Source organism: Variovorax sp. CF079 (assembly GCF_900101545.1).
In the GTDB taxonomy this organism is placed as follows: Bacteria; Pseudomonadota; Gammaproteobacteria; order Burkholderiales; family Burkholderiaceae_C; genus Variovorax.
Genome location: NZ_FMZU01000011.1, coordinates 97,441 through 121,503, shown reverse-complemented (window position 1 = coordinate 121,503; position 24,063 = coordinate 97,441). Strand labels below are relative to the sequence as shown.

Genomic DNA, 24,063 nt, shown 5'->3' with positions numbered 1-24,063 from the left:
TCGTGCTGCAGTGCGGAAGTGCTGTGTTAAGGTGACCGGTTCCAACAACTACTCTTGAACACGGAGAATATCGTGAGCAATAAAGGGCAACTCCTACAAGACCCCTTCCTGAACACCTTGCGTCGCGAGCACGTGCCGGTTTCGATTTATCTGGTCAACGGCATCAAGCTGCAAGGTCAGATCGAGTCGTTTGACCAGTACGTCGTGTTGCTTCGCAATACGGTGACCCAGATGGTCTACAAGCACGCCATCTCCACCATCGTGCCGGGTCGGGCCGTCAACTTCTCGGCTGCCGAGAACGACGAAGCAGCCGCCTGATCGGCACGGAGCGCGGCGGCTCGCCCGCCGCGCTTTCTTCCAATTTGATTCCGCTTGTCTGAACTGATTTCCCGGAAAGAGGGCGCCGTCGTACTCGTCGGTGTCGATTTCGGGTTGCCCCATTTCGACGGCGAACTCGAGGAACTTGGCCTGCTCGCGCAGACCGCAGGCCTCGAGCCGGTCGCGCGCCTGGTGTGCAAACGCAAGGCGCCCGATGCGGCGCTGTTCGTCGGTAGCGGCAAGGCCGATGAAATCCGCGAGCTGGCCGATCTGCATCGCGCGAGCGAAGTGGTCTTCGACCAGGCGCTGAGCCCGGCGCAGCAACGCAACCTCGAGCGCCAGCTCGGGGTGGCGGTGTACGACCGCACTTTCCTGATCCTCGAAATCTTCGCCCAGCGCGCACGTTCGCACGAGGGCAAGTTGCAGGTCGAACTGGCGCGGCTGCAGTATCTCAGCACGCGGCTGGTGCGGCGCTGGTCTCACCTGGAGCGCCAGCGCGGCGGCATCGGCACGCGCGGCGGCCCAGGCGAAACGCAGATCGAACTCGACCGCCGGATGATCGGCGAGTCCATCAAGCGCACGCGCGAACGGCTCGCCAAGGTGCATCGCCAGCGTGGCACCCAGCGCCGCCAGCGCGAGCGGCGCGACACCTTCAACATCTCGCTGGTCGGCTACACCAACGCCGGCAAGTCCTCGCTGTTCAATGCGCTGGTGAAGGCGCGCGCCTATGCGGCCGACCAGCTGTTCGCGACGCTGGATACCACCACGCGGCACCTGTACCTGGGCGATGCTCGCCGCAAGGTGTCGATCTCCGACACCGTGGGTTTCATTCGCGAGCTGCCTCACGGCCTGATCGATGCCTTCAAGGCCACCTTGCAGGAGGCGGTCGATGCTGACTTGCTGCTGCATGTGGTGGATGCTTCCAACCCCCACCATCCCGAGCAGATGGCCGAGGTGCAGGCAGTGCTGAAGGAAATCGGCGCCGACACGGTGCCGCAGCTCCTGGTGTTCAACAAGCTCGATGCACTTGAAAGTACGCAACACCCCCTGCATCTGCGCGACGAGATCGACGTCGATGGCGTGCAGATGCTTCGCGTCTTCCTGAGCGCCCACACCGGCGAGGGGGTTCCGGCGCTCCGCGCCGAACTCGCGCAACGGTCGCAGTCGATGAACGAGGCCATGACCCCAGAGTACGACACCGAATTGCACGATGCCGCCAACTGATTGGCACAATCCCCCCTCACTGACGAGAGAACAGAACCGAATGAATGCAAAGCCAGTGTGGAGACGATTTCAGGGCATGTTCAACCTGAACGACGGACGATGGGGCCGGGGCGATGAGCCCTCCTCGAACGGCGAGCGTCCGAATGCGAACCGCCCCGACGACGAGCCGACGCCTCCGCCCGGCAACAACAATCGCCCGCGCGGCCAGGGCCCGAACCAGGGGCCGCCGGACCTCGACGAACTCTGGCGCGACTTCAACCGCAAGCTCGGCGGCCTGTTCGGCGGCCGCGGCAATGGCAACGGCGGGCGCCCGAACGGCGGCAACGGCGGTGGCCTCAAGCCCGACATGAAGAACGCGGGCGTCGGCCTGGGCCTGGTCGCCGCGGTCGCGGTTCTGATCTGGCTGGGCACCGGCTTCTTCATCGTCAACGAAGGCCAGCAGGCCGTGATCACGCAGTTCGGCCGCTACAAGGCAACCGTGGGCGCCGGCTTCAACTGGCGGCTGCCTTATCCGATCCAGCGCCACGAGCTCGTGGTCGTGACCCAGATCCGCTCCACCGACGTGGGGCGCGACACCATCGTGCGTTCCACCGGCCTGCGCGAATCGGCCATGCTGACCGAAGACGAGAACATCGTCGAGATCAAGTTCGCCGTGCAGTACCGCCTGAGCGATGCGCGCGCCTATCTCTACGAGAGCAAGACACCGGCCGACACCGTGGTGCAGGTCGCCGAAACGGCGGTGCGCGAAGTGGTCGGCAAGATGAAGATGGACGCGGCCCTCGCCGAGGAACGCGACCAGATCGCGCCGCGCGTGCGCGCCCTGATGCAGACCATCCTGGACCGCTACAAGGTCGGCGTCGAGGTCGTCGGCATCAACCTGCAGCAGGGCGGCGTGCGCCCGCCGGAGCAGGTGCAGGCCTCCTTCGACGACGTGCTCAAAGCCGGGCAGGAACGCGAACGCACCAAGAACGAAGCGCAGGCCTATGCCAACGACGTGGTGCCGCGTGCCACCGGTACCGCTTCGCGCCTGAAGGAGGAATCCGAGGCCTACAAGGCGCGGATCATCGCGCAGGCACAGGGCGATGCGCAGCGCTTCGCTTCGGTGCTGACCGAATACCAGAAGGCGCCGCAGGTCACCCGCGACCGCATGTACACCGACGCCATGCAGCAGATCTACGCCAGCACCACCAAGGTGCTGGTCGACTCCAAGCAGGGTTCGAACCTGCTGTACCTGCCGCTCGACAAGCTGGTGCAGATGAGCGGCCAGAACGCCGCCGGCACTCCGGTCGACGGCGCCAGTCCCAACGTCGCCGGCACCGCGCCGCCGCAGTCGTCCGTGATTCCGGTCGTACCGCCTTCATCCGGCGACGCGCGTGCGCGCGACGGCCGCTCGCGTGACCGCGACGTGCGCTGAGGAAACACTCATGAACAGAATCGGATTCATCGCATCGTCGATCCTCGTGGTGCTCGCGCTCCTGAGCTCCACGCTCTTCGTGGTCGACCAGCGCCAGTTCGGCATCGTCTACGCCCTTGGTCAGATCAAGGAAGTGATCACCGAGCCGGGCCTGAACTTCAAGCTGCCGCCGCCGTTCCAGAACGTGTCGTACATCGACAAGCGCCTGCTCACGCTGTCCAGCCTCGACCCCGAGCCCATGCTCACGGCGGAGAAGCAGCGCGTGGTGGTCGACTGGTACGTGCGCTGGCGCATCACCAACCCGTCGGAGTACATCCGCAATGTCGGCCTGGACGAGAACGCTGGCGCCATGCAGCTCAACCGCGTGGTGCGCAACGCCTTCCAGGAAAACGTCAACAAGCGCACCGTGCGCGACCTGATCTCGGTGCGCCGCGAGGCCCTGATGGCCGACGTCCAGCGCGAAGTGCTGGCCGTGGTGAAGGGCGCCAAGCCCTGGGGCGTGGACATCATCGACGTGCGGATCACGCGGGTCGACTACGTCGAGGCGATCACCGAATCGGTCTACCGCCGCATGGAGGCCGAGCGCAAGCGCGTGGCCAACGAGCTGCGCTCGACCGGCTTCGCTGAAGGCGAAAAGATCCGTGCCGATGCCGACCGCCAGCGCGAGGTGATCGTGGCCAATGCGTACCGCGACGCGCAGAAGATCAAGGGCGAGGGCGATGCCAGCGCGGCATCTGCCTACGCCGGCGCCTTCGGCCGCGATCCGCAGTTCGCACAGTTCTATCGCAGCCTCGACGCCTACAAGCAGAGCTTCAACAAGAAGAGCGACGTGATGGTGCTGGACCCTTCGTCGGACTTCTTCCGCGCGATGCAGGGGTCGGGCGCGGCCGCGGCTGCCCCTCGTCGATAACCGTGACTGCCCCCCGGCTTGCCACTTCGTGTGCTTCGCCACCCCCCGAGGGGGAGGCTCGGCCGCCTTGGGGCGGCCCGGCGGCGACCCAGGCGTGAGCGCAGAAACCTTCTGGAGCGCACTGGCGCTCGTGCTGGTGATCGAAGGCCTCCTGCCCTTCTTTTCGCCGGGCAGCTGGCGGCGCGGCTTCAGCCAGCTCTTGCAGCTGCGCGACGGGCAGCTGCGCTTCTTCGGCCTGTGCAGCATCCTGCTGGGCCTCTTCCTGCTCTGGATTCTGGGGTGACCCGGGGCCGGTAGAATCCCGGTTTAACCACGCCCCCGATCCCCATGTCCGCCTGGGTCCTCCCGGATCACATTGCCGATGTGCTGCCTTCCGAGGCGCGCCACATCGAAGAACTTCGACGCCAGCTGCTCGATACCGCCCGTGGCTATGGCTACGAGCTGGTGATGCCGCCTCTGCTGGAGCACCTGGAATCCCTTCTTTCCGGCACCGGAGAGGCGCTCGACCTGCAGACCTTCAAGCTGGTCGACCAGCTGTCCGGGCGCAGCATGGGCCTGCGCGCCGACACCACGCCGCAGGTCGCGCGCATCGACGCGCACCTGCTCAACCGCCGCGGCGTGGCGCGGCTCTGCTACTGCGGCCCGGTGGTGCACACCCGGCCCGACCGCCCGCACGCGACGCGCGAGCCGCTCCAGTTCGGCGCCGAGATCTACGGCCATGCGGGGCTCGAAGCCGATACCGAGGTCCTGCGCCTCGGGCTCGATTGCCTGCACGCAGCCGGCGTGCAGGGCCCGGTCATCGTCGACCTGGCCGATGCGCGCATCGTGCGCGCGCTGTTCGCCGGCGTGCCGGTCGATGCGGCGGCCATCGCGCGCGTGCATGCGGCACTGGCGGCCAAGGACACGAGCACCCTGCGCGAACTCACGGAGGGCTTTCCCGCAGCGTCGCGCGAAGGTCTGCTCGCGCTCGTGCAGCTCTACGGCGATGCCTCGGTACTCGACGAGGCAGATCGCGTGCTCCCGGCCTCGGCCGGCGTGCGCGCAGCGCTGTCGGAGCTGAAGCAGCTGGCGAGCCGGCTCGACGGCGCCCGCGTCAGCTTCGACCTGGCCGACCTGCGCGGCTACGCCTACTACAGCGGCATGCGCTTCGGCATCTACACCGACGGCGCCAGCGACGCGCTGGTGCGCGGCGGCCGCTACGACGAGGTGGGCGCCGTGTTCGGCCGCAACCGCCCGGCGGTCGGCTTCAGCCTCGACGTGCGCGAGCTGGTCGGCGTGCTGCCGGCGCGGCCGCTGCGGGCCGCGATCCGCGCGCCCTGGAGCGATGCCGCGGGCCTCGGCAAGACCATCGCCGAACTGCGCAGCCGGGGCGAGACCGTGGTCTGCGTGCTGCCCGGCCACGAAAGCGAAATCGACGAATTCCACTGCGACCGCGAGCTCGTCGAGCGCGACGGGCAGTGGCGCGTGCAAGCCATCTGAATCTTCTTAAGCGGAACATCATGAGCGTTACCACCGGACGAAACGTGGTCGTCGTCGGCACCCAATGGGGCGACGAGGGCAAGGGCAAACTGGTCGACTGGCTGACCGAGAGCGCGCAGGGCGTCGTGCGCTTCCAGGGCGGCCACAACGCGGGCCACACGCTGGTCATCAACGGCGTCAAGACCGCGCTGCACCTGATCCCGAGCGGCATCATGCGCCCCGGCGTCAAGTGCTACATCGGCAACGGCGTGGTGCTCTCGGCGGCCAAGCTGTTCGAGGAGATCGAAGGGCTGGAAAAGGCCGGCGTCGAGGTGCGATCGCGCCTGCGCATCAGCGAAGCCTGCCCGCTGATCCTGCCTTTCCATGCGGCGCTCGACATCGCGCGCGAGACCTACCGCGAGAAGGGCGGCGTCGAGAAGATCGGCACCACCGGCCGCGGCATCGGCCCGGCCTACGAGGACAAGATCGCGCGCCGCGCGCTGCGCGTGCAGGACCTGAAGCATCCCGAGCGCTTCGCCGCCAAGCTGCGCGTGCTGCTCGAGCTGCACAACCACGTGCTGACGCAAGTGCTGAGCGCGCCCGCGATCGAGTTCGATGCCGTCTACGACGAGGCGATGCGCCATGCCGAGCTGCTCAGGCCCATGATGGCCGACGTCTCGCGCGAGCTCAACGACGCGCACCGCGCCGGCGCCAACCTGCTGTTCGAAGGCGCGCAGGGCACCTTGCTCGACGTCGACCACGGCACCTATCCCTATGTGACCTCCAGCAACTGCGTGGCGGGCAATGCGGCCGCCGGCTCGGGCGTCGGTCCGGGCATGTTGCACTACGTGCTCGGGATCACCAAGGCCTACTGCACGCGCGTCGGCGGCGGGCCCTTCCCGACCGAGCTCGACTGGGCGACGCCGGGCACCGTCGGCTACCACCTGAGCACGGTCGGCGCCGAGAAGGGCGTGACCACCGGCCGAAGCCGCCGCTGCGGCTGGTTCGACGCGGCGCTGCTCAAGCGCTCGGCGCAGGTCAACGGCCTGAGCGGCCTGTGCATCACCAAGCTCGACGTGCTCGACGGCCTCGAGGAGTTGCAGCTGTGCACCGGCTACCAGCTCGACGGCGAGTACACCGACATCCTGCCGATGGGCGCCGACGAAATCGAGCGCTGCACGCCGGTCTACGAGAAGCTCGAGGGTTGGAGCGAGAGCACGGTGGGTATCACCCAGTATGACAAGCTGCCGGTCAACGCGAGGCTCTACCTGCAGCGCATCGAGCAGGTCACGGGCGTGCCGATCCACATGGTGTCGACCAGCCCGGACCGCGATCACACGATCATGATGCGCCACCCCTATCTCGCCGACTGAATGACGCACACCCCCAGGCTGCGCGCACCTCGTGTCGCTCCGCCAACCCCCTTGCAGGGGGCAACACCAGCGGGCCGGCAAAGCCGGTTCCGCGGTGTTTCCCGCGAAGACATCGAGACCCCTACCGAAGCAATGATGGAGAAGAGCGCATGTTGACCGAAGACGGCAAACACCTTTACGTGAGCTACGACGAGTACCACAACCTGATCGAGAAGCTCGCGATCAAGGTGCACCAGTCCGGCTGGGAGTTCGACACCATCCTGTGCCTGGCGCGCGGCGGCATGCGGCCGGGCGATGTGCTGTCGCGCATCTTCGACAAGCCGCTGGCGATCATGTCCACCAGCTCCTACCGCGCCGATGCCGGCACGATCCAGGGCCACCTGGACATCGCGCGCTACATCACCACGCCCAAGGGCGAGATCGCCGGCAAGGTGCTCTTGGTCGACGACCTCGCCGACTCGGGCTACACGCTGCATGCCGTGGTGGACATGCTCAGGACCAAGTACCCGCCGATCACCGAGCTGCGCAGCGCCGTGATCTGGACCAAGGCCTTGTCGACCTTCACGCCGGACTATTCGGTCGAGTTCCTGCAGACCAACCCATGGATCCATCAGCCTTTCGAAGGCTATGACTCCATGGGCGCCGGGAAGCTGCTGGAGAAGTGGTCCGTCTAAGGGCTCAGTCCGCTTTCAGCATCGCGGTGTAGCGCCGCTGCATCTCGTCGGTCGACACCTCCTCGATGCTGTGGCCGACGTTCCAGCGATGTCCGAAGGGATCGCGGAACGAGCCGGAGCGCTCGCCGTAGAACTGGTCCTGTATCGGGATCTCGAGCGTGGCGCCGGCCTTCAGCGCGCGCTCGATCACGGCGTCTGCATCGTCCACGTGCAGGTGGATGGTGACGGCGGTGGCGCCGATCGCCTTGGCGCCAAGGATGCCGTACTCCGGAAACTCGTCGCTGAGCATCAGCGTCGCGCCGTCGAAGTCGAGCTCGGCATGGCCGATGCGGCCGCCGGGCTCGGTCAGCCTGAACTTCTCGCGCGCGCCGAACACCTCGCCGTAGTAGGCGATCGCCGCCGCGGTGTCGTTCACGCAGAGGTAGGCAAACAGTTCGTGGGTGGCCATCGGAGTCTCCTGTGGGGTCTGGTCGCGATTTTGCGCATGCCGCACGCTATCCGTCTTGAAGGAAATTGACTTCAGGCGCGCACGTGATTCGGCGAAGCGGGCGCGGCTCGGGCATAGGCCTGCGGCGTCATGCCGGTGATCTCAAGGAAGTCGCGGTTGAAATGGGGCTGGTCACTGTAGCCGGCCTGCAGGGCGAGGTCGACCCAGGGCAGGGTGTGCGCGCCGGTCCATGCGGCCATCACGCGCTGGAAGCGCAGCACCCGTTCCAGGCGCTTGGGCGGGAGCCCGGCAGCGTCCCGGAACAGCGAGATGAAACGCCGGTGGCTGTAGCCGCTGGCTGCTACCAGTTCGCCGATGGGCGCGCCGCCGCCGAGCCGGGCCAGGGCCTGCGCGATGGCGGGGTGCATGGCTTGCGGGCGGGACCGCAGGCGCTCGGTCAGCAGGGCCTCGAAGACTTCCAGTTGCGCTTCGAGGGCGTCGGCCGCATGAATGCGTTCGAGGGCATGCGCGGCCGCTGTGCCCCAGAGCGCATCGAGCGGCGTGTGGCGTTCGGCCAGTTCATGAGCGGGCAGGCCGAACAGCGCGCGGGCCGCGCCGGGCCGCAGCTGCGCACCCACAGAATGCGTCGCGCCCGACACGTCGCGCGCGTAGAAGGCCGAACGCGCGCCGCCCACGATCGCATAGCCCACCGTGTAACCAGTGCGGTCCTCGGCATCGGCGAACAGCCGCAGCGGCGGGCCGGAGAGCCGGAAGACCAGGTGCATGTCGCCGGTCGGCAGCACGTGTTCGCGCAGCGGCGTGTTCGACACCGTGGCGGCAGGCACCATCGCCCACATCGATCGGACGTAAGGCCGCAGCCAGGAGGCGGGAGCGCGCGTCAGCAGCATCGGGCCATTGTCCGGCACCCGGCTTTTCGCGTCGACTAGCATGGCGGCATGCGAAAGCCCATCACCGACCTGATCCACCATCCCTACACCCCGCCCGCGAAATTCGCCGCGCCCCTGCCCGGCGTGTTCAAGGCTTCCACCGTGTTCTTCGCCGACGTCGCGGCGATGCGCGCGCGCGACTGGAAGACCAAGGCCGGCTACACCTACGGCCTGCACGGCACGCCGACCACCTTCACGCTCGAGGAGCGGCTCGCCACGCTGGAAGGCGGCACCGAATGCCTGCTCGCGCCCAGCGGGCTGGCAGCCATCGCGCTGGTGGCCTTTGCCTTCCTGAAGACCGGCGACGAGGTGCTGATCCCCGACAACGCCTACGGCCCGAACAAGGCGCTGTGTAACGGCGAGCTGGCCAACTTCGGCATCACCCACAGGCTGTATGACGCGATGAATCCGGCTGACCTCGCGGCCAAGCTGTCGGATCGCACCAGGCTGGTCTGGGTCGAGGCCGCGGGTTCGGTCACGATGGAATTCCCGGACCTGCCGGCGCTCGTGGGCGCCTGCCGCGCGCGCGGCGTGATCACGGCGCTCGACAACACCTGGGGCGCCGGTCTCGCCTTTGCGCCCTTCGATTTCAACGGCAGCGGGCAGGGCGTCGACATCTCGGTCCAGGCGCTCACCAAGTACCCCAGCGGCGGCGGCGACGTGCTGATGGGCAGCGTCATCACCCGCGACGAGCGGCTGCACCGCGCGCTCAAGTTGAGCCACATGCGCATGGGCTTGGGCATCGGCGTCGGCGATGTCGAGACGCTGCTGCGTTCGCTGCCGAGCATCGCGCTGCGCTACCAGGCGCACGACCGCAGCGCGCGCGAACTCGCCATGTGGCTCGACGGCCGTGCAGAGATCGCGCAGGTGCTGCATCCGGCGCTCGAGGGCTCGCCGGGCCATGCGCACTGGCTGCGGCTGTGCGGCGCGAGCGACCTCGCGGCCGGCCTGTTCTCGGTGGTGTTCGATGCCCGCTACAGCGCCGAGCAGGTCGATCGTTTCTGTGACAGCCTGAAACTTTTTCGGCTTGGTTATTCCTGGGGCGGGCCGATCAGCCTGGTCGTGCCCTACGACATCGGCCTCATGCGCGATGCCAGCGTTGCGCGCTGGCCGCACAAGGGCACGCTGGTGCGCTTTTCAGTCGGGCTGGAGGACGTGGACGACCTGCGCGCCGACCTCGAACAGGCCCTCGCGGCCCTCTGAAGCGCGCCGGTTATCGCGTACAGTCGGACACGTGCAGTCATCGTGACTGCCTCGCCTCAAGGAGAAGCAGTGGCAACACCCAATTACGGCTACGAGAAGCGCCAGAAGGAGTTGGCCAAGAAAAAGAAGAAGGAAGACAAGCTGCGGGAAAAGGCCGCCCGCAAGCTCAGCCCGAGCAGCGAAGGCCTGGCCCAGGGCGATCCGGAAACCGATGTGGCCTCGCTGGAGCACGATCCGCCCACCATCCCGAATCTGCCGACCAAGAACGGCTGATCCGTTCGAGCCGGATTCACGGTACCCACGAAAAAGCCGCCGCGGGCAGGGCCTGCGGCGGCTTTTTCCTTTTCAGGTCACATGCCGGCGAGCAGCTTGCGCAACGCCGGCCACACGTTGTCCAGCATGCGCGGCTGGGCCGCGGCCGTCGGATGGATGCGGTCGGCCTGGAACAGGCCCGCCGCGTCGGGGCCGTCCGCCACGCCCTTCAGCAGAAAAGGCACGAGCGCAGCCTTGGTGCTGCCCGCCACCTTGGTGAAGACCGCTTCGAAGCGCCGCGTGTAGTCACGGCCGTAGTTGGGAGGCACCTGGATGCCGACGATCAGCACCTGCACGCCGGCGGCCTGCGCCGCCTTGGTCATCTGCGTCAGGTTGTCTTCGGTGCTGGCGAGCGGCAGGCCGCGCAGCGCGTCGTTGGCGCCCAGCTCCAGCACCATGTGCGTCGGCTTGTGCTGCGCGAGCAGGCCCGCCAGCCGGGCGCGGCCGCCGGCCGTGGTGTCGCCGCTGATGCTGGCATTGATCACGGTAGCGGCGATCTTCTGTTCGGCCAGCCGCTTCTCCAGCAGCGGGACCCAGCCCTCGCCGCGCTTGAGGCCGTATTCGGCGGAAAGCGAGTCGCCGACGACGAGAATCACGGGCTTCCTGCCGGCCGCGGGCTGGGCCTGGGCATGGAGCCATGACCCCGCACTGCCGGCGAGCGCACCGGTCAAGATAAAGTGACGTCGATTCACCACGCGAAACCTTTCAATGTCCAGTACCCGATCCGAAGCAATTGTTGCCGTCGAACATGTTTTCAAGTCTGTCACCGACTCCGCCGGCACGCTGGACATTCTGCAGGACATCGACTTCACGCTGGGCGCCCGGGAGACGGCCGCCATCGTCGGCGCTTCGGGCTCGGGCAAGAGCACGCTGCTGTCGATCGTCGCTGGCCTCGACACACCCACCCGCGGCACGGTGAGGCTCGCGGGCGAAGACCTGTTCGCGATCGACGAGGACGAGCGCGCCGCGCTGCGCGCCCGCAAGGTCGGCTTCGTGTTCCAGAGCTTCCAGCTGCTCGGCAACCTGAGCGCGCTCGAGAACGTGATGCTGCCGCTCGAACTGGCCGACCGCCGCGACGCACGCAAGGCCGCCACCGAGATGCTCGGCCGCGTCGGCCTCGGCCAGCGCCTGGGCCACTATCCCAAGGTGCTTTCGGGCGGCGAGCAGCAGCGCGTGGCGCTGGCCCGCGCCTTCGTCGTGCAGCCGGCGCTGCTCCTGGCCGACGAGCCCACCGGCAGCCTCGACTTCGCGACCGGCGAGCAGGTGATGCGGCTGATGTTCGACCTCAACCGCGAGCTCGGCACCACGCTCGTGCTCGTGACGCACGACCGCGGCATCGCCGCGCAGTGCGAGCGCCGCATCACGATCGAGGCCGGGCGCGTGGTCCCCGGGGACGAGAACGGGGTGTGAGCCCGGCTCGATAATCCCCACATGTCTTCCCCCAAAGTGATCTTCGGCTTCCATGCCGTGGGCGTGCGCATCAAGACCGCGCCCAAATCGGTGATCGAGGTGCTGTTCGATGCCAGCCGGCGCGATGCGCGCATGCGGCAGTTCGTCGCCCGGGCCCAGGAGGCCGGCGTGCGGCTGGTCGAGGCCGACGGCCTGCGCCTGGCCAAGCTCAGCGGCAGCCATGGCCACCAGGGCGTCGCTGCGCGCGTGGAGCCGATCCCGCAGACCCACTCGCTCGACGAGCTGCTCGAAGGCCTCGAGGCGGCCGGCACGGTGCCCTTGCTGCTGGTGCTCGACGGCGTCACCGACCCGCACAACCTGGGCGCCTGCCTGCGGGTGGCCGACGGCGCGGGCGCGCATGCGGTGATCGCCCCCAAGGACCATGCGGCCGGCATCAACGCCACCGTGGCCAAGGTGGCGAGCGGCGCGGCCGAGACGGTGCCGTACTTCATGGTGACCAACCTCGCGCGCACGCTGGGCGAACTCAAGGAACGCAACATCTGGTGTGTCGGCACCAGCGACGACGCGCCGGGCACGCTCTACCAGAGTGACCTGAAGCGCCCGCTCGCGCTGGTGCTGGGCGCCGAGGGCGAGGGCATGCGGCAGCTCACGCGCAAGACCTGCGACGAGCTGGTGAGCATTCCGATGGCCGGTGCGGTAGAGAGCCTCAATGTCTCGGTCGCGAGCGGGGTGTGCCTCTACGAAGCGATGCGGCAGCGCAGCCTCGCGGCTTAGGGGCCCGTTCAGGCCCTAAAGGCTGACGAAGCCGGTGTTGCCGGTGTGGTCGCGGGAACTCCAGTCGTCGACCCAATCCCTGGCCTTGCGTTCCAAGGCGTCACAGGCCTGCGCGTCGTCCTCAAAGCGGCCCGACAGCGCAACGCGGCACAGGTGGGCTCCTTCTCGCCACAGATCGGCATGTCCGGCCGTCTGACCATCGACCCCCAGGGCATTCAGGCAGACGCGAATCTCCCAGTCCGCATAGACGAAGCGTTTGACTTCGCCGTCTTCATTCATGATTTCCTCGCTCAAGGTCTTTTTGTTCCGATGGCCGAATTGATCCATGCGGAAGCTTAAACCTTCCGCATGGGCCTACTTTGCACTTTGACCGCCGGGGGCGGTCCGAGCGCTCAGGCTACCTTGACGTCGATGCGCCGCGGCTGCGCCTGTTCCACCTTGGGGATGCGCAGCGTCAGCACGCCGTTGGCCAGCTCGGCCGAGACCTTCTCGGTGTCGAGCTCCCTGCTCAGCGTGAAGACGCGGTGGAAGCGCGCGAGGCCGACCTCGGCGTGGCTCGATTGCAGGCCTTCGGGGACGGCCAGGTCCGACTCGGCGTCGATGGTGAGCGTGTCGGACTCCACCTGGAGCCGCAGCTTGTCCTTGGAGACGCCGGGCAGATCGGCATAGAGCGTGATGCCGGTGCTGTCCTCCACCACGTCCACCGGCGGCGTGAGCGCCGCCTCGCCGTAGCCCGCCTTGTCCTTGCGGGCGAGGGTGTCAAGCTCGTTCATGGCAAGTGCTCCTTTCATTGGATGGCGATGCGACGGGGCTGCGCGGAAGCGCGCCGCTGGATCGTGATGTGCAAGATGCCGTCGCGGTACTTGGCGTCAACGGCGTCGGGGTCTGCGTCTTCCGGCAGCGTGAGAACGCGGCGGAAGCTGCCCGCAAAACGCTCGTGGATGTGCACGGTGGAAGGCGAATCGTCTTCCGGCAGCAACGACTTGCGCTCGCCGGCAATGGTCAGCAAGCCACGGTCGAGCTGGACCTCGAGCGTGGCCGGATCAATGCCGGGGGCGAAGGCGTAGATTTCTACCGTTTGCGGCGTGCCGCCGACGTTCAGGGCCGGGAAACCGCCGCGGCCCAAACCTCGGATGCTCGGAGACAGATCGAAGGCCTGCTGCATTTCGCGTTGCAGGCGATCCATCTCGGCGAACAGATCGCGAGGGAACAGGGATCGATACATGGCGAAACCTCCATTTGGCTGAAGAGACAAACGGAGCGCCGGAGACGCCTCCGGCGCTTCCGGTCAAGGAGGTAGGAGCGGCCCGCGCGGATTTCAAGAGCGGGGCAGCGCTAAAAAAAGCTCAGGAAGGATCCTTGCTGCGCGTGCGCCCCACGGCGGTGAAGATGCCGATGCCGAGCAGGATGAGCGCGCCGATGCCGATGTAGAGCGTCGGCACGCCGGCCACCGAGGCGCCCCAGGCCACGCCGGCCAGGAAGATCAGAAAACCGATCAGGTAGAGCGCAAAGGACATGGTTCTCTCTCCGATGTTTGGATCGAGCCAGTGTGTCCGGGGAATCGGCCAGGCACGGCGGCTGGTGCCGCCAATGCGTGTGGGAGGGTGCCTACCGCGCCGCGGTCTCGGCGCTCGCGGCGTCGAGCGCGGCGATGGTTTCGGCATCGAGCGCAAGGCTGGCCGCGGCCACCAACTCGTCGAGCTGCTTCTGCGAAGTGGCGCTCGCGATGGGTGCCGTGATGGAGGGGCGCGCGATCTGCCAGGCGATCGCGACCTGGCCCGGCGTCGCGCCATATGCATTGGCCGCCGCATCGAGCGCGGCCAGAATGCGCAGGCCGCGCGGGTTGAGGTACTTCTTCGTGGTGTTCGCGCCGCGCGCGCTCTTGGCGGCGTCGGCCTCGCTGCGGTACTTGCCCGTGAGGAAGCCGGCCGCGAGCGCGTAGAAGTTGATCACGCCGACGCCGCGTTCGAGGCACAGTGGTTCCAGCGCGTCCTCGAACACGGCGCGGTCGTAGAGGTTGTAGAGCGGCTGCAGGCTCTCGTAGCGCGGTAGGCCTTCGCGCTCGGCGACGTCGAGCGCGTCCGCAAGCCGCGGCGCGCTGTAGTTCGAGGCGCCGATGGCGCGCACCTTGCCGGCCTTGATCAGGTCGGCGAAGGCGCCGAGCGTGTCGGCCAGCGGCGTCTCGGCATCGTCGTCGTGCGACTGGTAGAGGTCGATGTGGTCGGTCTTGAGGCGCGTGAGCGACGCATCGACCGCCTCGCGGATGTAGGCCGGCGAAAGCCCTTTCTTGCCTTCGCCCATCGGCTTGCCGACCTTGGTCGCGAGCACCACGCGGTTGCGCTTGCCGGTCTGGCGCAGCCACTTGCCGATGATGGTTTCCGATTCGCCGCCGCTGTGGCCCGGCACCCAGCTCGAGTAGACGTCGGCGGTGTCGACGAAGTTGAAGCCGGCGTCGAGCCAGGCATCGAGCAGCCGGAAAGAGAGCGCCTCGTCGACGGTCCAGCCGAAGACGTTGCCGCCGAAGGCGAGCGGCGAGACCTGGAGGCCGGAGCGGCCGAGGGGGCGAAGTTGCATGGGATGCTTTCCTTGAAGACTCAGATGAAGCCCAGCGCGCCCAGCAGCGCCCCGGCACCGAGCAGCCAGAGCAGATGGATGCGGGTGCGCCAGACGATAAATGCTGCCACGCCGGTCAGCAGCCAGAGGTGCCAGGCGGGCGCACCGCCGCCATGGTTACCGGCGGCGAGCACCCAGCCGGTCGCGATCAGCAGGCCCACCACCACCGGCGCCATGCCCTGCTTGAAGGCGCGCACCTCGCGCCGCGTGCGGTTGCGATGGCCCCAGCGCGTCGCGACGTAGGTCAGCGTGGTGCTCGGCAGCATGATGCCGACCATCGTGATCGCGAGTCCGAGCAGGCCGAGCCCCCAGGCCTGCGGGCCGGCGCCGATGCCGCCGCCGGCATTGAGGCCCACGTTCCACCCCATCAGCGCCACGAAGAGCACGTTGGGCCCCGGCGCGGCCTGCGCGATCGCGACCGAGGAGCTGAACTGCGCGTCGCTGAGCCAGCCGTGCTGCGCGACCAGGTAGCGGTGCATGTCGGGCACGGTGGTGATGGCGCCGCTGATCGAGAGCAGCGAGAGCAGCAGGTACTGGCCGAAAAGGGCCAGCCAGTCGTGCCAGTGCATGGCAATGGTCATGTGGCCCCCACGCTCGGCACTGGCGTGTGCTCGCTGCCCCCCGAGGGGGCTCTCGCATCTTGGGGCGGCCCGGCGATGCTCATGGTCCGATCTTTCGCCAGGTCCACACGCAGGCCACGCCGCCCACCGCCAGCAGCACCCATCCGAGCGGAATGCGCGCGAACGCGATGGCAGCGAAGACCAGGGCCACGAAGCCCAGGCAGGCGCCGAAGCCGAGCGGATGCCGGCGCAGCGCCGGGATCAGCTTGATACCGGTGGCGGCGATCAGCCCGCCGGCCACCGCGCCCATGCCGCGCAAGGCGCCGGCGACCTGCGGGTTGCCGGCGTAGTGGGCGTAGAGCACGGCCAGCGCGAGGATCACGACCAGCGGCACGGTCAGCATGCCGGCCACCGCGGCCACGGCGCCGCGCAGGCCGAAGTAGCGGTCGCCGATCATCAGCGCCAGGTTGATCACGTTCGGCCCCGGCAGCACCTGGGCGACTGCCCAGTCCTCGAGGAATTCGTCGGCCGTGAGCCAGCGCTTCTTCTCGACCATCTCGCGCTGCACGATCGCGAGCACGCCGCCGAAGCCCTGCAATGCGAGCCAGGTGAACGAAACGAAGAGGTCGCGGGCGGATCGGGGTTGCGGGCGGTCGGGTGCCGCCGCATCGGTAGGGGCCGGGTGCATCGCGCTCGATTATCGGGGCAGGTCGGGCGGGCCGTTTGCCGACACGCCGGCGCTGCGCATGCTGCGACACTCGCGCCATGCAGCCGCGCGAACTCTTCGATCTCTGCAAGCAGGCCCTCATGTCCTGGAAGGCCGACTACGCGCCGAGCATGGGCGCGGCACTGGCCTACTACACGGTGTTCTCGGTGGCGCCCCTGCTGCTGATCGTGATCTCGGTGGCCGGCCTGGTGTTCGGCCAGGAAGCGGCGCGCGGCGAGATCATGACGCAGCTCTCGGGCCTCATGGGCGAGCAGGGCGCGCGGGCGGTGCAGGGCATGCTGGAGGCCGTCAACAAGCCGAAGGAAGGCATCATCGCCACCGTGATCGGCATCGCCTTGCTGGTGATCGGCGCGACCACGGTGTTCGGCGAACTGCAGGATGCGCTCGACCGCATCTGGCGCGCCCCCGCGCGCGACGAGAGCAGCGGTCTCTTGAGCCTGCTGCGGGTGCGCCTGCTGTCCTTCGGCATGATCATGGGGATTGGCTTCCTGCTGATGGTGTCGCTGGTGGCCAGCGCGGCGCTGGCTGCGCTCAGCAAGTGGTGGGCACCGGTCTTCGGCGGCTGGGCGACGCTCGCGCAAGCGGTCAACTTCGTCTTCAGCTTCGCGATGGTGACGGTCGGCTTCGCGATGATCTACAAGATCATGCCGCGCGTGCGCGTGCAATGGCGCGACGTGTGGGTGGGGGCCGCGGTCACGGCGCTGCTGTTCGCCGTGGGCAAGCACCTGATCGGCCTGTACATCGGCAAGAGCAGCGTGGCCTCGGGCTACGGCGCCGCGGGTTCGCTGGTGGTGGTGCTGGTGTGGGTCTACTACTCGGCGCAGATCTTCCTGCTCGGCGCCGAGTTCACCTGGGTCTACGCGCACAAGTACGGATCGCTGCGCGGCGTCGCGCGCCCCGATGCGCCTTCGTCGCCGACGCGAGCCTAGCCCGCAAAGCCGCCCTCATCGAGGAACGACTGCTCCTCCGGCGTGGTCTCGCGGCCCAGCGCCTTGTTGCGATGGGGAAAGCGGCCGAAGCGCGCAATGATGTCCCGGTGCAGCACCGCGTAGCGCTGCGTGTTGGCGTCGAGCGCGGCATTCAGTTCGACGGAGCGCTCCTGGTCCTGGAGCGATTCCGAATGCATGAAGGGCAGGTAGAAGAAGGGCCGCAGCGCGGCTTCGACCTGCTGGTCCAGGCCGGCCTCGATCGCCGTACCCGCGATCGCGCGCGCCTTGCCGTCGGTGGCGAACATGTGGGCGCTGTTGCGCCACGCGTTGCGCGGGAACTGGTCGAGCAGCACCATGAGGGCGAGCGCGCCTTCGGCATCGGCTGCCCAGGCGTCGAGCGCTCCGGTGGCGGCGGCATGGTGGGCGGCTTCGAAGCGCGACTTGAATTCGGCATCGAAGGCCTCGTCCTTGGCGAACCAGCGCTTCGGTCCTGCCTCGGTCCAGAAGGTCGCGACATCGTGGGCTGTAGGCAGGGATTTCATGGGCTCGATGATGCCATCGGGTGCCCCGAAGTCGGGCTCGTGGCCGACACGCTGCGCGCCGGGCGCTGTCTATGCTGGGTGCTCTTGAAACTGACGGAGATTCGCAATGAACAAATATGGCACCCTCTTGCGCATGGCCCTCGTGGCTGGCGCCGCGACCGCGATACTCGCGGGCTGCGGAATGATGTCGAAGTCCAACACGGCGAGCTTCAGCGGCAGCATGAATGCGGCCAGCCAGGTGCCCCCCAACATGACGCGCGGCAGCGGCCTGGCCGAGGCCTGGCTGAACAAGGACACCAATGTCCTCAAGTACAAGATCGTCTATACCGGCTTGAGCGGTCCGGCCACCGCGGCGCACTTCCACGGTCCGGCCGCCGCCGGCGACAATGCGGGCATCGTGCTGCCCTTCGCGAGTCCGGCCAGCCCGATCGAGGGCCAGGCCACGCTGACGCCGGCCCAGGCCGCCGACCTCATGGCCGGCAAGTGGTACGCCAACATCCACACGGCGGCCAATCCTGGGGGCGAAATCCGCGGGCAGATGCTGCCGAAGATGTAGCCCTGCGAGCCGCGGCGGCGGTGCGCATGGTGTCAAATTGATCCATGCCCGCCGCCAAAAAACCGAACTCGCATCCCTCCACCCCTCGCGTCGACATCACGACCGCCAAGAAAGCCCTGGTGCTCCAGGGCGGCGGCGCGCTGGGCGCCTACCAGGCCGGCGTGTACGCAGGCGTGTTCGAGAAGCACAAAGAGCTCGACTGGGTGGCCGGCGTGTCGATCGGCGCGGTCAATGCCGCGCTGATCGCCGGCAACGCGCCCGAGCTGCGCGTCGCCCGCCTGCGCGAGTTCTGGGATCTCGTCTCATCGGGCCCGGCCCAGCGCCTGCCGCCGGGCTGGGGCGACCGCGCGCTCTTCAACCAGTGGAGCGCCACCTCCGCCGCGGTATTCGGCGTGCCGGGCTTCTTCACGCCGCGCCGCAGCCCGGCGCTGCTGCTCGGCGGCGCGGCGCCGGTGCTGAGCTACTACGACACCGCGCCCTTGAAGTCCACGCTCGAGCGGCTGGTGGATTTCGACCGCCTCAACGACGACGAGATCCGCTTCAGCGTGGGCGCGGTCAACGTGCGCAGCGGCAACTCGGTCTATTTCGACAACAAGAAGCAGCGCATCGGCCCCGAGCACATCATGGCCAGCGGCGCCTTGCCGCCCGGCTTCGCGCCGGTGCACATCGAGGGCGAGGACTACTGGGACGGCGGCATCGTTTCCAACACGCCCCTGCAGTACGTGCTCGACACGCATCCGCGCAGCGAGCCGTTGATGGTGCTGCAGGTCGACCTGTTCAGCGCCCGCGGCATCATGCCGCGCACGCTGGCCGAGACCCTGGAGCGGCAGAAGGACATCACCTACTCGAGCCGCACGCGCATGAACACCGACGCCATGGCCTCGAACATGAACCTGCAGCAGGCGGTGGCCGACCTGATCGCCAGGCTGCCCGCCGCGCTGCGCAAGGACGCCAGCGTCGCCGCCGTGTGCGCCCAGCTGACGCACCAGCCGATCGAGATCGTGCACCTGATCTACCGCGACAAGCCCTACGAGCTCGACTCCAAGGACTACGAGTTCTCGCGCGCCTCGGTCGACGAGCACTGGGAGTCCGGCCTGCGCGACATCTGCAACACGCTGGAGCATCCGGAATTGCTGCAGAGCGCTTCGCAGGTCAACGGCGTGACCACCTTCGACCTGGCCCAGCCCAGCGCGCCGCGCGTTCGCCATCCGATGCGGGTGCCGGCCATTCCGGCGGGTCGCTGAGGGCACTGGTCAGCTTCATTCAAGACTTCGGGCGCAGGCTGCGTCACAGGCACGCAGCTTGCACGCGCCATCCTCTCTTCACCTTTCATTCCAAGGAGATCCCATGCAACTCAAGGACAAGGTCGCTTTCATCACCGGTTCGGCCAGCGGCATCGGCAAGGAGATCGCCATCCTGTTCGCGCAGGAAGGCGCGAAGATCGTGATCGCCGACCTCAACAAGCAGGCGGCCGACGCCACCGCCGCCGAGCTCAAGGAGGCCGGCGCGCAGGCGATCGGCGTCGGCGTCGACGTCACGAGCGAAGAACAGGTCGATGCCGCCGTCGAGGAAGCCGCCAAGGCCTTCGGCGGCATCGACATCCTGATCAGCAATGCCGGCATCCAGATCGTGCATCCGGTCGAGGAGTTCAGCTTCGCCGACTGGAAGAAGATGCTGGCCATCCACCTCCATGGCGCCTTCCTCACCACCAAGGCCTGCCTCAAGCACATGTACGCGCAGGGCCGCGGCGGCAGCGTGATCTACATGGGCTCGGTGCATTCCAAGGAAGCCTCGCTGCTCAAGGCGCCCTACGTCACGGCCAAGCACGGCCTGATCGGGCTGGCCAAGACGGTCGCGAAGGAGGGTGCCAGGCACGGCGTGCGCGCCAACGTGATCTGCCCGGGCTTCGTGCGCACGCCGCTGGTCGAGAAGCAGATTCCCGAGCAGGCCAAGACGCTGGGCATCACCGAGGAGCAGGTGATCAAGAACGTGATGCTCAAGGAGACGGTGGATGGCGAGTTCACCACCACCGACGACGTGGCGCGCGTGGCGCTGATGTTCGCGGCCTTTCCGACCAATGCGCTTACCGGGCAGTCGCTGGTCGTGAGCCACGGCTGGTTCATGCAGTGAGCTTGAGCTCCCAGGTCTCGCCGACCAGCTGCTGGCCGAAGCCTTCGTAGGGCTCGGACTTGACCAGCTTGAAGCCGCGCGCAGCGTAGATGCCGCGTGCGGCGCTCAGGCAGCTGTTGGTCCACAGCAGCATCTTCTTGTAGCCCTTGTGGCGGGCGAAGGCGATGCATTCGTCGGTGAGCCGGGCGCCCAGGCCCAGGCCGCGCGCCTGCGGCGTGAGGATCAGGAGCCGCAGCTGGGCGACGGTGGCCGATTTGCGCATCAGGAACACGGCGCCGACGCGCTCGCCGTCGAGCTCGGCGATCCAGCAGCGCTCCCATTCGGGCTGGAACTTGCGCAGGAACTGGCCTGCGATCTCGGCCACCAGCGCTTCGAATTCGCCGTTCCAGCCGTACTCGCGCGCATAGATCTCGCCATGCTGCTGCACTACCCAGCCGATGTCGCCGGGGCCCGGATCGCGCAGCACGGCGGTGCGGGGCTTGGCCGGCGCGTTGGCCGCGGGTTCGATCAGCGCCTGCACCGTGTGCATCGCATCGATCAACTGGCGTTGCTGCGGCGCCGACAGCGCCGAGAGCAGGGCGCGTGCCTCGTCGCGCGATTTCTGCTGGAGTGGCGCGAAGGCCGCATGGCCGGCCTCCGTGAGGCGCAGCAGGCTCTGGCGGGCATCCTTCGGATGCGTCTCGCGCGTGAGCCAGCCGGCGCTTTCGAAGCGGCGCAGGATGCGGCTCAGGTAGCCGCCGTCGAGCCCGAGGTCCTTGCCGATCTCGCTCGCCACCGCGCTCTCGCGGTGGGCAAGCTCGTAGAGCACGCGCACGTCGGTCAGCGACATCTCGCTGCCCAGGTAGGGGTCGAGGGCACCGATGCGGCGCGTATAGAAGCGGTTGAACTGGCGCACCGCCTTGACGGCGGCGACGTCGGAAAGAAAAGGTGTTTCGACGGACATGCTTGCTATTGTCAATTGAATAGTTGACTTTAGCAAGCATTTGCGGGGCTCGCCTTCGCGCCCCGCCAAGGCCTTTAGGGCGACAGACCCACCCCGAACCCGTAAAATCGCCGGTTGCCTGAAAACGGGCCACCGCGGCATGTCCAGCCGCCACCCCTTCCCCCGATGAACGCCCCTGTCGACGTCTCTTTCTTCCAGCGTGCTGCGAAGCCGCTGACCAGCTACCGCAAGTACTGGGCAGCCCGCTTCGGCACGGCGAAATTCCTGCCCACCTCGCGGGCGGAGATGGACGCGCTCGGCTGGGACAGCTGCGACATCGTCATCGTCACCGGCGACGCCTACGTCGACCATCCGAGCTTCGGCATGGCGGTGATCGGCCGCATGCTGGAGGCGCAGGGTTTTCGCGTCGGCATCATCGCGCAGCCCGACTGGCACAGCGCCGAGCCCTTCAAGGCACTGGGTAAACCGAACCTGTTCTTCGGCGTGACCGCCGGCAACATGGATTCGATGATCAACCGCTACACGGCCGACCGCAAGATCCGCAGCGACGACGCCTACACGCCTGGCGACGTCGGCGGCGGCCGGCCCGACCGCGCGGCCATCGTCTATTCGCAGCGCTGCAAGGAAGCCTGGAACGAGGTGCCGATCGTGCTCGGCGGCATCGAAGGGTCGCTGCGCCGCATCGCCCATTACGACTACTGGCAGGACAAGGTGCGCCGATCCATCGTGGTGGACGCCAAGTGCGACCTGCTGCTCTACGGCAATGCCGAGCGCGCGATCGTCGAGATCGCGCACCGCCTGGCCGCGCGCGAGCCCGTGGCGCAGATCACGGACGTGCGCGGCACCGCATTCGTGCGGCGTAATGGCGACGAGTCGGCTCGAGGCTGGTTCGAGATCGACTCGACCAGCGTCGATGAGCCCGGCCGCGTCGAAGCCCATGTGAACCCCTACCTGATGGTCTCGGAGCAGGCCAAGGCGAATGGCGCGACCTGTGCGAAGGAAGACGAGGCCGAGGCGGTGGCCGCTGCGGCGCAGGCGGCTGCTTCGGTCAACCCAGCCATCAAGCCGCTGAACTTCGTGCCCAACCCGGCCTTGCAGGGTCGCAGCAAGCTCAAGGTCCCGCCGCGCGACCGCTCGGTGATCCGCCTGCCTTCCTACGAGCAGGTGCGTGCCGACCCGGTGCTCTATGCCCATGCCAACCGCGTGCTGCACCTCGAGACCAACCCTGGCAATGCCCGGGCCCTGGTGCAGGCGCATGGCGAGGGCACGACCGCGCGCGACGTCTGGATCAACCCGCCGCCGATCCCGCTTACCACGGCAGAGATGGACCACGTGTTCGACCTGCCGTACGCGCGCAGCCCGCATCCGCGCTACGCCGACGAGCACGGCAGCCACGACGGCGCGACCAAGATCCCGGCCTGGGAAATGATCCGCTTCAGCGTGAACATCATGCGCGGCTGCTTCGGCGGCTGCACCTTCTGCTCGATCACCGAGCACGAGGGCCGCATCATCCAGAGCCGTTCGGAAGAATCGATCATCAAGGAGGTCGAGGCCATCCGCGACAGCGTGAAAGGCTTCACCGGCACCATCTCCGACCTCGGCGGGCCGACGGCCAACATGTACCGCATCGGCTGCAAGAGCCCCGAGATCGAATCGGCCTGCCGCAAGCCCAGCTGCGTGTACCCGGGCATCTGCCCGAACCTCAACACCAATCACGACCCGCTGATCAAGATCTATCGCCGCGCGCGTGCGCTGAAGGGCATCAAGAAGATTCTGATCGGTTCGGGGCTGCGCTACGACCTGGCCGTGCAGTCGCCCGAGTACGTGAAGGAACTGGTGCAGCACCATGTGGGTGGCTACCTGAAGATCGCGCCCGAGCACACAGAGCAGGGCCCGCTCACCAAGATGATGAAGCCCGGCATCGGCAGCTATGACAAGTTCAAGCAGATGTTCGAGAAGTTCAGCGCGGAAGCGGGCAAGAAGCAGTACCTGATCCCCTACTTCATCGCCGCGCATCCGGGCACCAGCGACGAGGACATGATGAACCTCGCGATCTGGCTCAAGAAGAACGGGTTTCGCGCCGACCAGGTGCAGACCTTCTATCCGTCGCCGATGGCCACCGCGACGACGATGTACCACACCAACAAGAATCCGCTGCGCAAGATCACCCGCGAGAGCGAGACGGTGGACATCGTGCGCGGCGACAAGCGCCGCCGCCTGCACAAGGCCTTTTTGCGCTACCACGATGCCAACAACTGGCCGCTGCTGCGCGAGGCGCTCAAGAAGATGGGCCGCGCCGACCTGATCGGCAACGGCAAGCACCACCTGATCCCGACCTATCAGCCGCTGACCGACGGCAGCTACCAGAGCGCCCGGCGCAAGAACTCGACCACGGTCGCGTTGAAGCCCGTGCAGCCCGTCAAGGGCCGCATCCTCACGCAGCACACCGGGCTGCCGCCGCGCGACAACGGCGCCGGGCGCGGCAAGCCGCTGCGCAAGAGCCGCTGAGCGCTGCGGCCTCTAAGCCTGTCTCTCGCGCATGCGGCGCAGGCGCGCCGGCAGCGGCTGAAAGCCGAGCCGTTGTATGGTGTCGGACATGAACAGCTTTTTGGCCGCTTC

Annotated in this window: 29 protein-coding genes; 17 read left to right on the top strand and 12 right to left on the bottom strand. The window is 67.5% G+C overall.

The annotated features are described in order from the left end of the window. The first annotated feature begins 72 nt into the window (after positions 1-72). The 8 genes from hfq (at position 73) to BLS74_RS16350 (ending at position 7,371) form a co-directional block, all read left to right on the top strand. Complete coding sequence (hfq, locus tag BLS74_RS16385) at positions 73-318, top strand: RNA chaperone Hfq (RefSeq protein WP_093108079.1); 246 nt, start codon at positions 73-75, stop codon at positions 316-318. Positions 319-372: 54 nt separating this feature from the next. After that, a complete protein-coding gene (hflX, locus tag BLS74_RS16380) occupies positions 373-1,542 on the top strand; it encodes a GTPase HflX (RefSeq protein ID WP_093108077.1) in 1,170 nt (389 codons plus the stop codon). 76 nt (positions 1,543-1,618) lie between these two features. Beyond that, complete coding sequence (gene hflK / locus BLS74_RS16375) at positions 1,619-2,956, top strand: FtsH protease activity modulator HflK (RefSeq protein ID WP_093108075.1); 1,338 nt, start codon at positions 1,619-1,621, stop codon at positions 2,954-2,956. 10 nt (positions 2,957-2,966) lie between these two features. Then, positions 2,967-3,866, top strand: a complete 900-nt coding sequence (gene hflC / locus BLS74_RS16370) for a protease modulator HflC (RefSeq protein ID WP_093108073.1) — start codon at positions 2,967-2,969, stop codon at positions 3,864-3,866. Between the two features lie 94 nt (positions 3,867-3,960). After that, on the top strand, positions 3,961-4,149 hold the full coding sequence (locus BLS74_RS16365; RefSeq protein WP_093108272.1) for a DUF2065 domain-containing protein: 189 nt from the start codon (positions 3,961-3,963) through the stop codon (positions 4,147-4,149). Between the two features lie 44 nt (positions 4,150-4,193). Further along, entirely contained in the window at positions 4,194-5,345 is a 1,152-nt protein-coding gene (locus BLS74_RS16360; protein WP_093108071.1) for an ATP phosphoribosyltransferase regulatory subunit, read from the top strand. 20 nt (positions 5,346-5,365) lie between these two features. Beyond that, positions 5,366-6,697: an adenylosuccinate synthase gene (locus BLS74_RS16355; protein WP_093108069.1), complete on the top strand. Its 1,332-nt coding sequence runs from the start codon at positions 5,366-5,368 to the stop codon at positions 6,695-6,697. 149 nt (positions 6,698-6,846) lie between these two features. Next, positions 6,847-7,371, top strand: a complete 525-nt coding sequence (locus BLS74_RS16350; protein WP_093108067.1) for a phosphoribosyltransferase — start codon at positions 6,847-6,849, stop codon at positions 7,369-7,371. A 4-nt stretch (positions 7,372-7,375) separates the two neighbouring features. Here the strand turns inward: BLS74_RS16350 and BLS74_RS16345 are convergent, their stop codons facing one another. Then, positions 7,376-7,819: a VOC family protein gene (locus BLS74_RS16345; RefSeq protein WP_093108065.1), complete on the bottom strand. Its 444-nt coding sequence runs from the start codon at positions 7,817-7,819 to the stop codon at positions 7,376-7,378. Positions 7,820-7,890: 71 nt separating this feature from the next. Further along, on the bottom strand, positions 7,891-8,706 hold the full coding sequence (locus BLS74_RS16340) for a helix-turn-helix domain-containing protein (RefSeq protein WP_093108270.1): 816 nt from the start codon (positions 8,704-8,706) through the stop codon (positions 7,891-7,893). 48 nt (positions 8,707-8,754) lie between these two features. On the opposite strand from BLS74_RS16340, the gene BLS74_RS16335 reads away from it, so the two are divergent. Together BLS74_RS16335 and BLS74_RS16330 are read left to right on the top strand one after the other, a co-directional pair. Next, positions 8,755-9,948: a PLP-dependent transferase gene (locus tag BLS74_RS16335; RefSeq protein WP_093108063.1), complete on the top strand. Its 1,194-nt coding sequence runs from the start codon at positions 8,755-8,757 to the stop codon at positions 9,946-9,948. Positions 9,949-10,017: 69 nt separating this feature from the next. Then, a complete protein-coding gene (locus BLS74_RS16330) occupies positions 10,018-10,221 on the top strand; it encodes a hypothetical protein (protein ID WP_093108061.1) in 204 nt (67 codons plus the stop codon). Between the two features lie 77 nt (positions 10,222-10,298). On the opposite strand, the gene BLS74_RS16325 is transcribed toward BLS74_RS16330, so the two are convergent. Beyond that, positions 10,299-10,931 (bottom strand): arylesterase, encoded by a 633-nt coding sequence (locus BLS74_RS16325; RefSeq protein WP_244503898.1) that lies wholly within the window; start codon positions 10,929-10,931, stop codon positions 10,299-10,301. Positions 10,932-10,968: 37 nt separating this feature from the next. Between BLS74_RS16325 and BLS74_RS16320 the strand changes: the two genes are divergently transcribed. Beyond that, entirely contained in the window at positions 10,969-11,670 is a 702-nt protein-coding gene (locus BLS74_RS16320) for an ABC transporter ATP-binding protein (protein WP_093108059.1), read from the top strand. A 21-nt stretch (positions 11,671-11,691) separates the two neighbouring features. Beyond that, a complete protein-coding gene (rlmB, locus tag BLS74_RS16315; RefSeq protein WP_093108057.1) occupies positions 11,692-12,444 on the top strand; it encodes a 23S rRNA (guanosine(2251)-2'-O)-methyltransferase RlmB in 753 nt (250 codons plus the stop codon). 15 nt (positions 12,445-12,459) lie between these two features. Here rlmB and BLS74_RS16310 read toward each other — a convergent pair whose 3' ends face one another. The 7 genes from BLS74_RS16310 to BLS74_RS16285 all read right to left on the bottom strand — a co-directional run bounded on the left by BLS74_RS16310 (position 12,460) and on the right by BLS74_RS16285 (position 16,305). Further along, positions 12,460-12,771 carry a hypothetical protein gene (locus tag BLS74_RS16310; protein ID WP_093108055.1) on the bottom strand — a complete coding sequence of 104 codons (312 nt, stop codon included), beginning with the start codon at positions 12,769-12,771 and terminating at the stop codon, positions 12,460-12,462. A 65-nt stretch (positions 12,772-12,836) separates the two neighbouring features. Continuing rightward, on the bottom strand, positions 12,837-13,217 hold the full coding sequence (locus tag BLS74_RS16305) for an Hsp20/alpha crystallin family protein (RefSeq protein ID WP_212733674.1): 381 nt from the start codon (positions 13,215-13,217) through the stop codon (positions 12,837-12,839). Positions 13,218-13,231: 14 nt separating this feature from the next. Further along, complete coding sequence (locus BLS74_RS16300) at positions 13,232-13,669, bottom strand: Hsp20/alpha crystallin family protein (protein WP_093108051.1); 438 nt, start codon at positions 13,667-13,669, stop codon at positions 13,232-13,234. A 121-nt stretch (positions 13,670-13,790) separates the two neighbouring features. Further along, positions 13,791-13,961, bottom strand: coding sequence for a SoxR reducing system RseC family protein (locus tag BLS74_RS33860; RefSeq protein ID WP_139191699.1), 171 nt, complete (start codon positions 13,959-13,961; stop codon positions 13,791-13,793). Positions 13,962-14,052: 91 nt separating this feature from the next. Continuing rightward, positions 14,053-15,018, bottom strand: coding sequence for an aldo/keto reductase (locus BLS74_RS16295; protein WP_093108049.1), 966 nt, complete (start codon positions 15,016-15,018; stop codon positions 14,053-14,055). A gap of 20 nt (positions 15,019-15,038) precedes the next feature. After that, entirely contained in the window at positions 15,039-15,638 is a 600-nt protein-coding gene (locus BLS74_RS16290; protein WP_093108047.1) for a chromate transporter, read from the bottom strand. 79 nt (positions 15,639-15,717) lie between these two features. Continuing rightward, on the bottom strand, positions 15,718-16,305 hold the full coding sequence (locus BLS74_RS16285) for a chromate transporter (protein ID WP_093108045.1): 588 nt from the start codon (positions 16,303-16,305) through the stop codon (positions 15,718-15,720). Between the two features lie 77 nt (positions 16,306-16,382). Between BLS74_RS16285 and BLS74_RS16280 the strand changes: the two genes are divergently transcribed. Continuing rightward, on the top strand, positions 16,383-17,273 hold the full coding sequence (locus BLS74_RS16280; protein WP_093108043.1) for a YihY/virulence factor BrkB family protein: 891 nt from the start codon (positions 16,383-16,385) through the stop codon (positions 17,271-17,273). Here the strand turns inward: BLS74_RS16280 and BLS74_RS16275 are convergent. Further along, positions 17,270-17,815: a DUF924 family protein gene (locus BLS74_RS16275; RefSeq protein ID WP_093108041.1), complete on the bottom strand. Its 546-nt coding sequence runs from the start codon at positions 17,813-17,815 to the stop codon at positions 17,270-17,272. The two genes, BLS74_RS16280 and BLS74_RS16275, sit on opposite strands and share 4 nt — an antisense overlap. A 106-nt stretch (positions 17,816-17,921) precedes the next feature. On the opposite strand from BLS74_RS16275, the gene BLS74_RS16270 reads away from it, so the two are divergent. From BLS74_RS16270 to BLS74_RS16260, 3 genes are all read left to right on the top strand, one after another. Then, positions 17,922-18,371, top strand: coding sequence for a CHRD domain-containing protein (locus BLS74_RS16270; protein ID WP_093108039.1), 450 nt, complete (start codon positions 17,922-17,924; stop codon positions 18,369-18,371). Positions 18,372-18,415: 44 nt separating this feature from the next. Then, entirely contained in the window at positions 18,416-19,615 is a 1,200-nt protein-coding gene (locus BLS74_RS16265; RefSeq protein ID WP_093108037.1) for a patatin-like phospholipase family protein, read from the top strand. Positions 19,616-19,718: 103 nt separating this feature from the next. Continuing rightward, positions 19,719-20,501, top strand: coding sequence for a 3-hydroxybutyrate dehydrogenase (locus tag BLS74_RS16260; protein ID WP_093108035.1), 783 nt, complete (start codon positions 19,719-19,721; stop codon positions 20,499-20,501). On the opposite strand, the gene BLS74_RS16255 is transcribed toward BLS74_RS16260, so the two are convergent. After that, positions 20,491-21,444: a bifunctional helix-turn-helix transcriptional regulator/GNAT family N-acetyltransferase gene (locus BLS74_RS16255; RefSeq protein ID WP_093108033.1), complete on the bottom strand. Its 954-nt coding sequence runs from the start codon at positions 21,442-21,444 to the stop codon at positions 20,491-20,493. The two genes, BLS74_RS16260 and BLS74_RS16255, sit on opposite strands and share 11 nt — an antisense overlap. Before the next feature lie 165 nt (positions 21,445-21,609). On the opposite strand from BLS74_RS16255, the gene BLS74_RS16250 reads away from it, so the two are divergent. Next, a complete protein-coding gene (locus tag BLS74_RS16250) occupies positions 21,610-23,952 on the top strand; it encodes a YgiQ family radical SAM protein (protein WP_093108031.1) in 2,343 nt (780 codons plus the stop codon). Positions 23,953-24,063: the final 111 nt, after the last annotated feature.

Bases quoted from the DNA above. Each gene is read 5' to 3' on its own strand.
- BLS74_RS16310 (WP_093108055.1), bottom strand. From the start codon at position 12,771: ATGGATCAATTCGGCCATCGGAACAAAAAGACCTTGAGCGAGGAAATC.
- hflC (WP_093108073.1), top strand. From the start codon at position 2,967: ATGAACAGAATCGGATTCATCGCATCGTCGATCCTCGTGGTGCTCGCG.
- BLS74_RS16345 (WP_093108065.1), bottom strand. From the start codon at position 7,819: ATGGCCACCCACGAACTGTTTGCCTACCTCTGCGTGAACGACACCGCG.
- BLS74_RS16250 (WP_093108031.1), top strand. From the start codon at position 21,610: ATGAACGCCCCTGTCGACGTCTCTTTCTTCCAGCGTGCTGCGAAGCCG.
- BLS74_RS16320 (WP_093108059.1), top strand. From the start codon at position 10,969: ATGTCCAGTACCCGATCCGAAGCAATTGTTGCCGTCGAACATGTTTTC.
- BLS74_RS16275 (WP_093108041.1), bottom strand. From the start codon at position 17,815: ATGAAATCCCTGCCTACAGCCCACGATGTCGCGACCTTCTGGACCGAG.
- BLS74_RS16285 (WP_093108045.1), bottom strand. From the start codon at position 16,305: ATGCACCCGGCCCCTACCGATGCGGCGGCACCCGACCGCCCGCAACCC.
- BLS74_RS16300 (WP_093108051.1), bottom strand. From the start codon at position 13,669: ATGTATCGATCCCTGTTCCCTCGCGATCTGTTCGCCGAGATGGATCGC.
- BLS74_RS16255 (WP_093108033.1), bottom strand. From the start codon at position 21,444: ATGTCCGTCGAAACACCTTTTCTTTCCGACGTCGCCGCCGTCAAGGCG.
- BLS74_RS16340 (WP_093108270.1), bottom strand. From the start codon at position 8,706: ATGCTGCTGACGCGCGCTCCCGCCTCCTGGCTGCGGCCTTACGTCCGA.
- BLS74_RS16350 (WP_093108067.1), top strand. From the start codon at position 6,847: ATGTTGACCGAAGACGGCAAACACCTTTACGTGAGCTACGACGAGTAC.
- hflK (WP_093108075.1), top strand. From the start codon at position 1,619: ATGTTCAACCTGAACGACGGACGATGGGGCCGGGGCGATGAGCCCTCC.
- rlmB (WP_093108057.1), top strand. From the start codon at position 11,692: ATGTCTTCCCCCAAAGTGATCTTCGGCTTCCATGCCGTGGGCGTGCGC.
- BLS74_RS33860 (WP_139191699.1), bottom strand. From the start codon at position 13,961: ATGTCCTTTGCGCTCTACCTGATCGGTTTTCTGATCTTCCTGGCCGGC.
- BLS74_RS16305 (WP_212733674.1), bottom strand. From the start codon at position 13,217: ATGAACGAGCTTGACACCCTCGCCCGCAAGGACAAGGCGGGCTACGGC.
- BLS74_RS16260 (WP_093108035.1), top strand. From the start codon at position 19,719: ATGCAACTCAAGGACAAGGTCGCTTTCATCACCGGTTCGGCCAGCGGC.
- BLS74_RS16295 (WP_093108049.1), bottom strand. From the start codon at position 15,018: ATGCAACTTCGCCCCCTCGGCCGCTCCGGCCTCCAGGTCTCGCCGCTC.
- BLS74_RS16270 (WP_093108039.1), top strand. From the start codon at position 17,922: ATGAACAAATATGGCACCCTCTTGCGCATGGCCCTCGTGGCTGGCGCC.
- BLS74_RS16265 (WP_093108037.1), top strand. From the start codon at position 18,416: ATGCCCGCCGCCAAAAAACCGAACTCGCATCCCTCCACCCCTCGCGTC.
- BLS74_RS16290 (WP_093108047.1), bottom strand. From the start codon at position 15,638: ATGACCATTGCCATGCACTGGCACGACTGGCTGGCCCTTTTCGGCCAG.
- BLS74_RS16280 (WP_093108043.1), top strand. From the start codon at position 16,383: ATGCAGCCGCGCGAACTCTTCGATCTCTGCAAGCAGGCCCTCATGTCC.
- BLS74_RS16355 (WP_093108069.1), top strand. From the start codon at position 5,366: ATGAGCGTTACCACCGGACGAAACGTGGTCGTCGTCGGCACCCAATGG.
- BLS74_RS16360 (WP_093108071.1), top strand. From the start codon at position 4,194: ATGTCCGCCTGGGTCCTCCCGGATCACATTGCCGATGTGCTGCCTTCC.
- BLS74_RS16335 (WP_093108063.1), top strand. From the start codon at position 8,755: ATGCGAAAGCCCATCACCGACCTGATCCACCATCCCTACACCCCGCCC.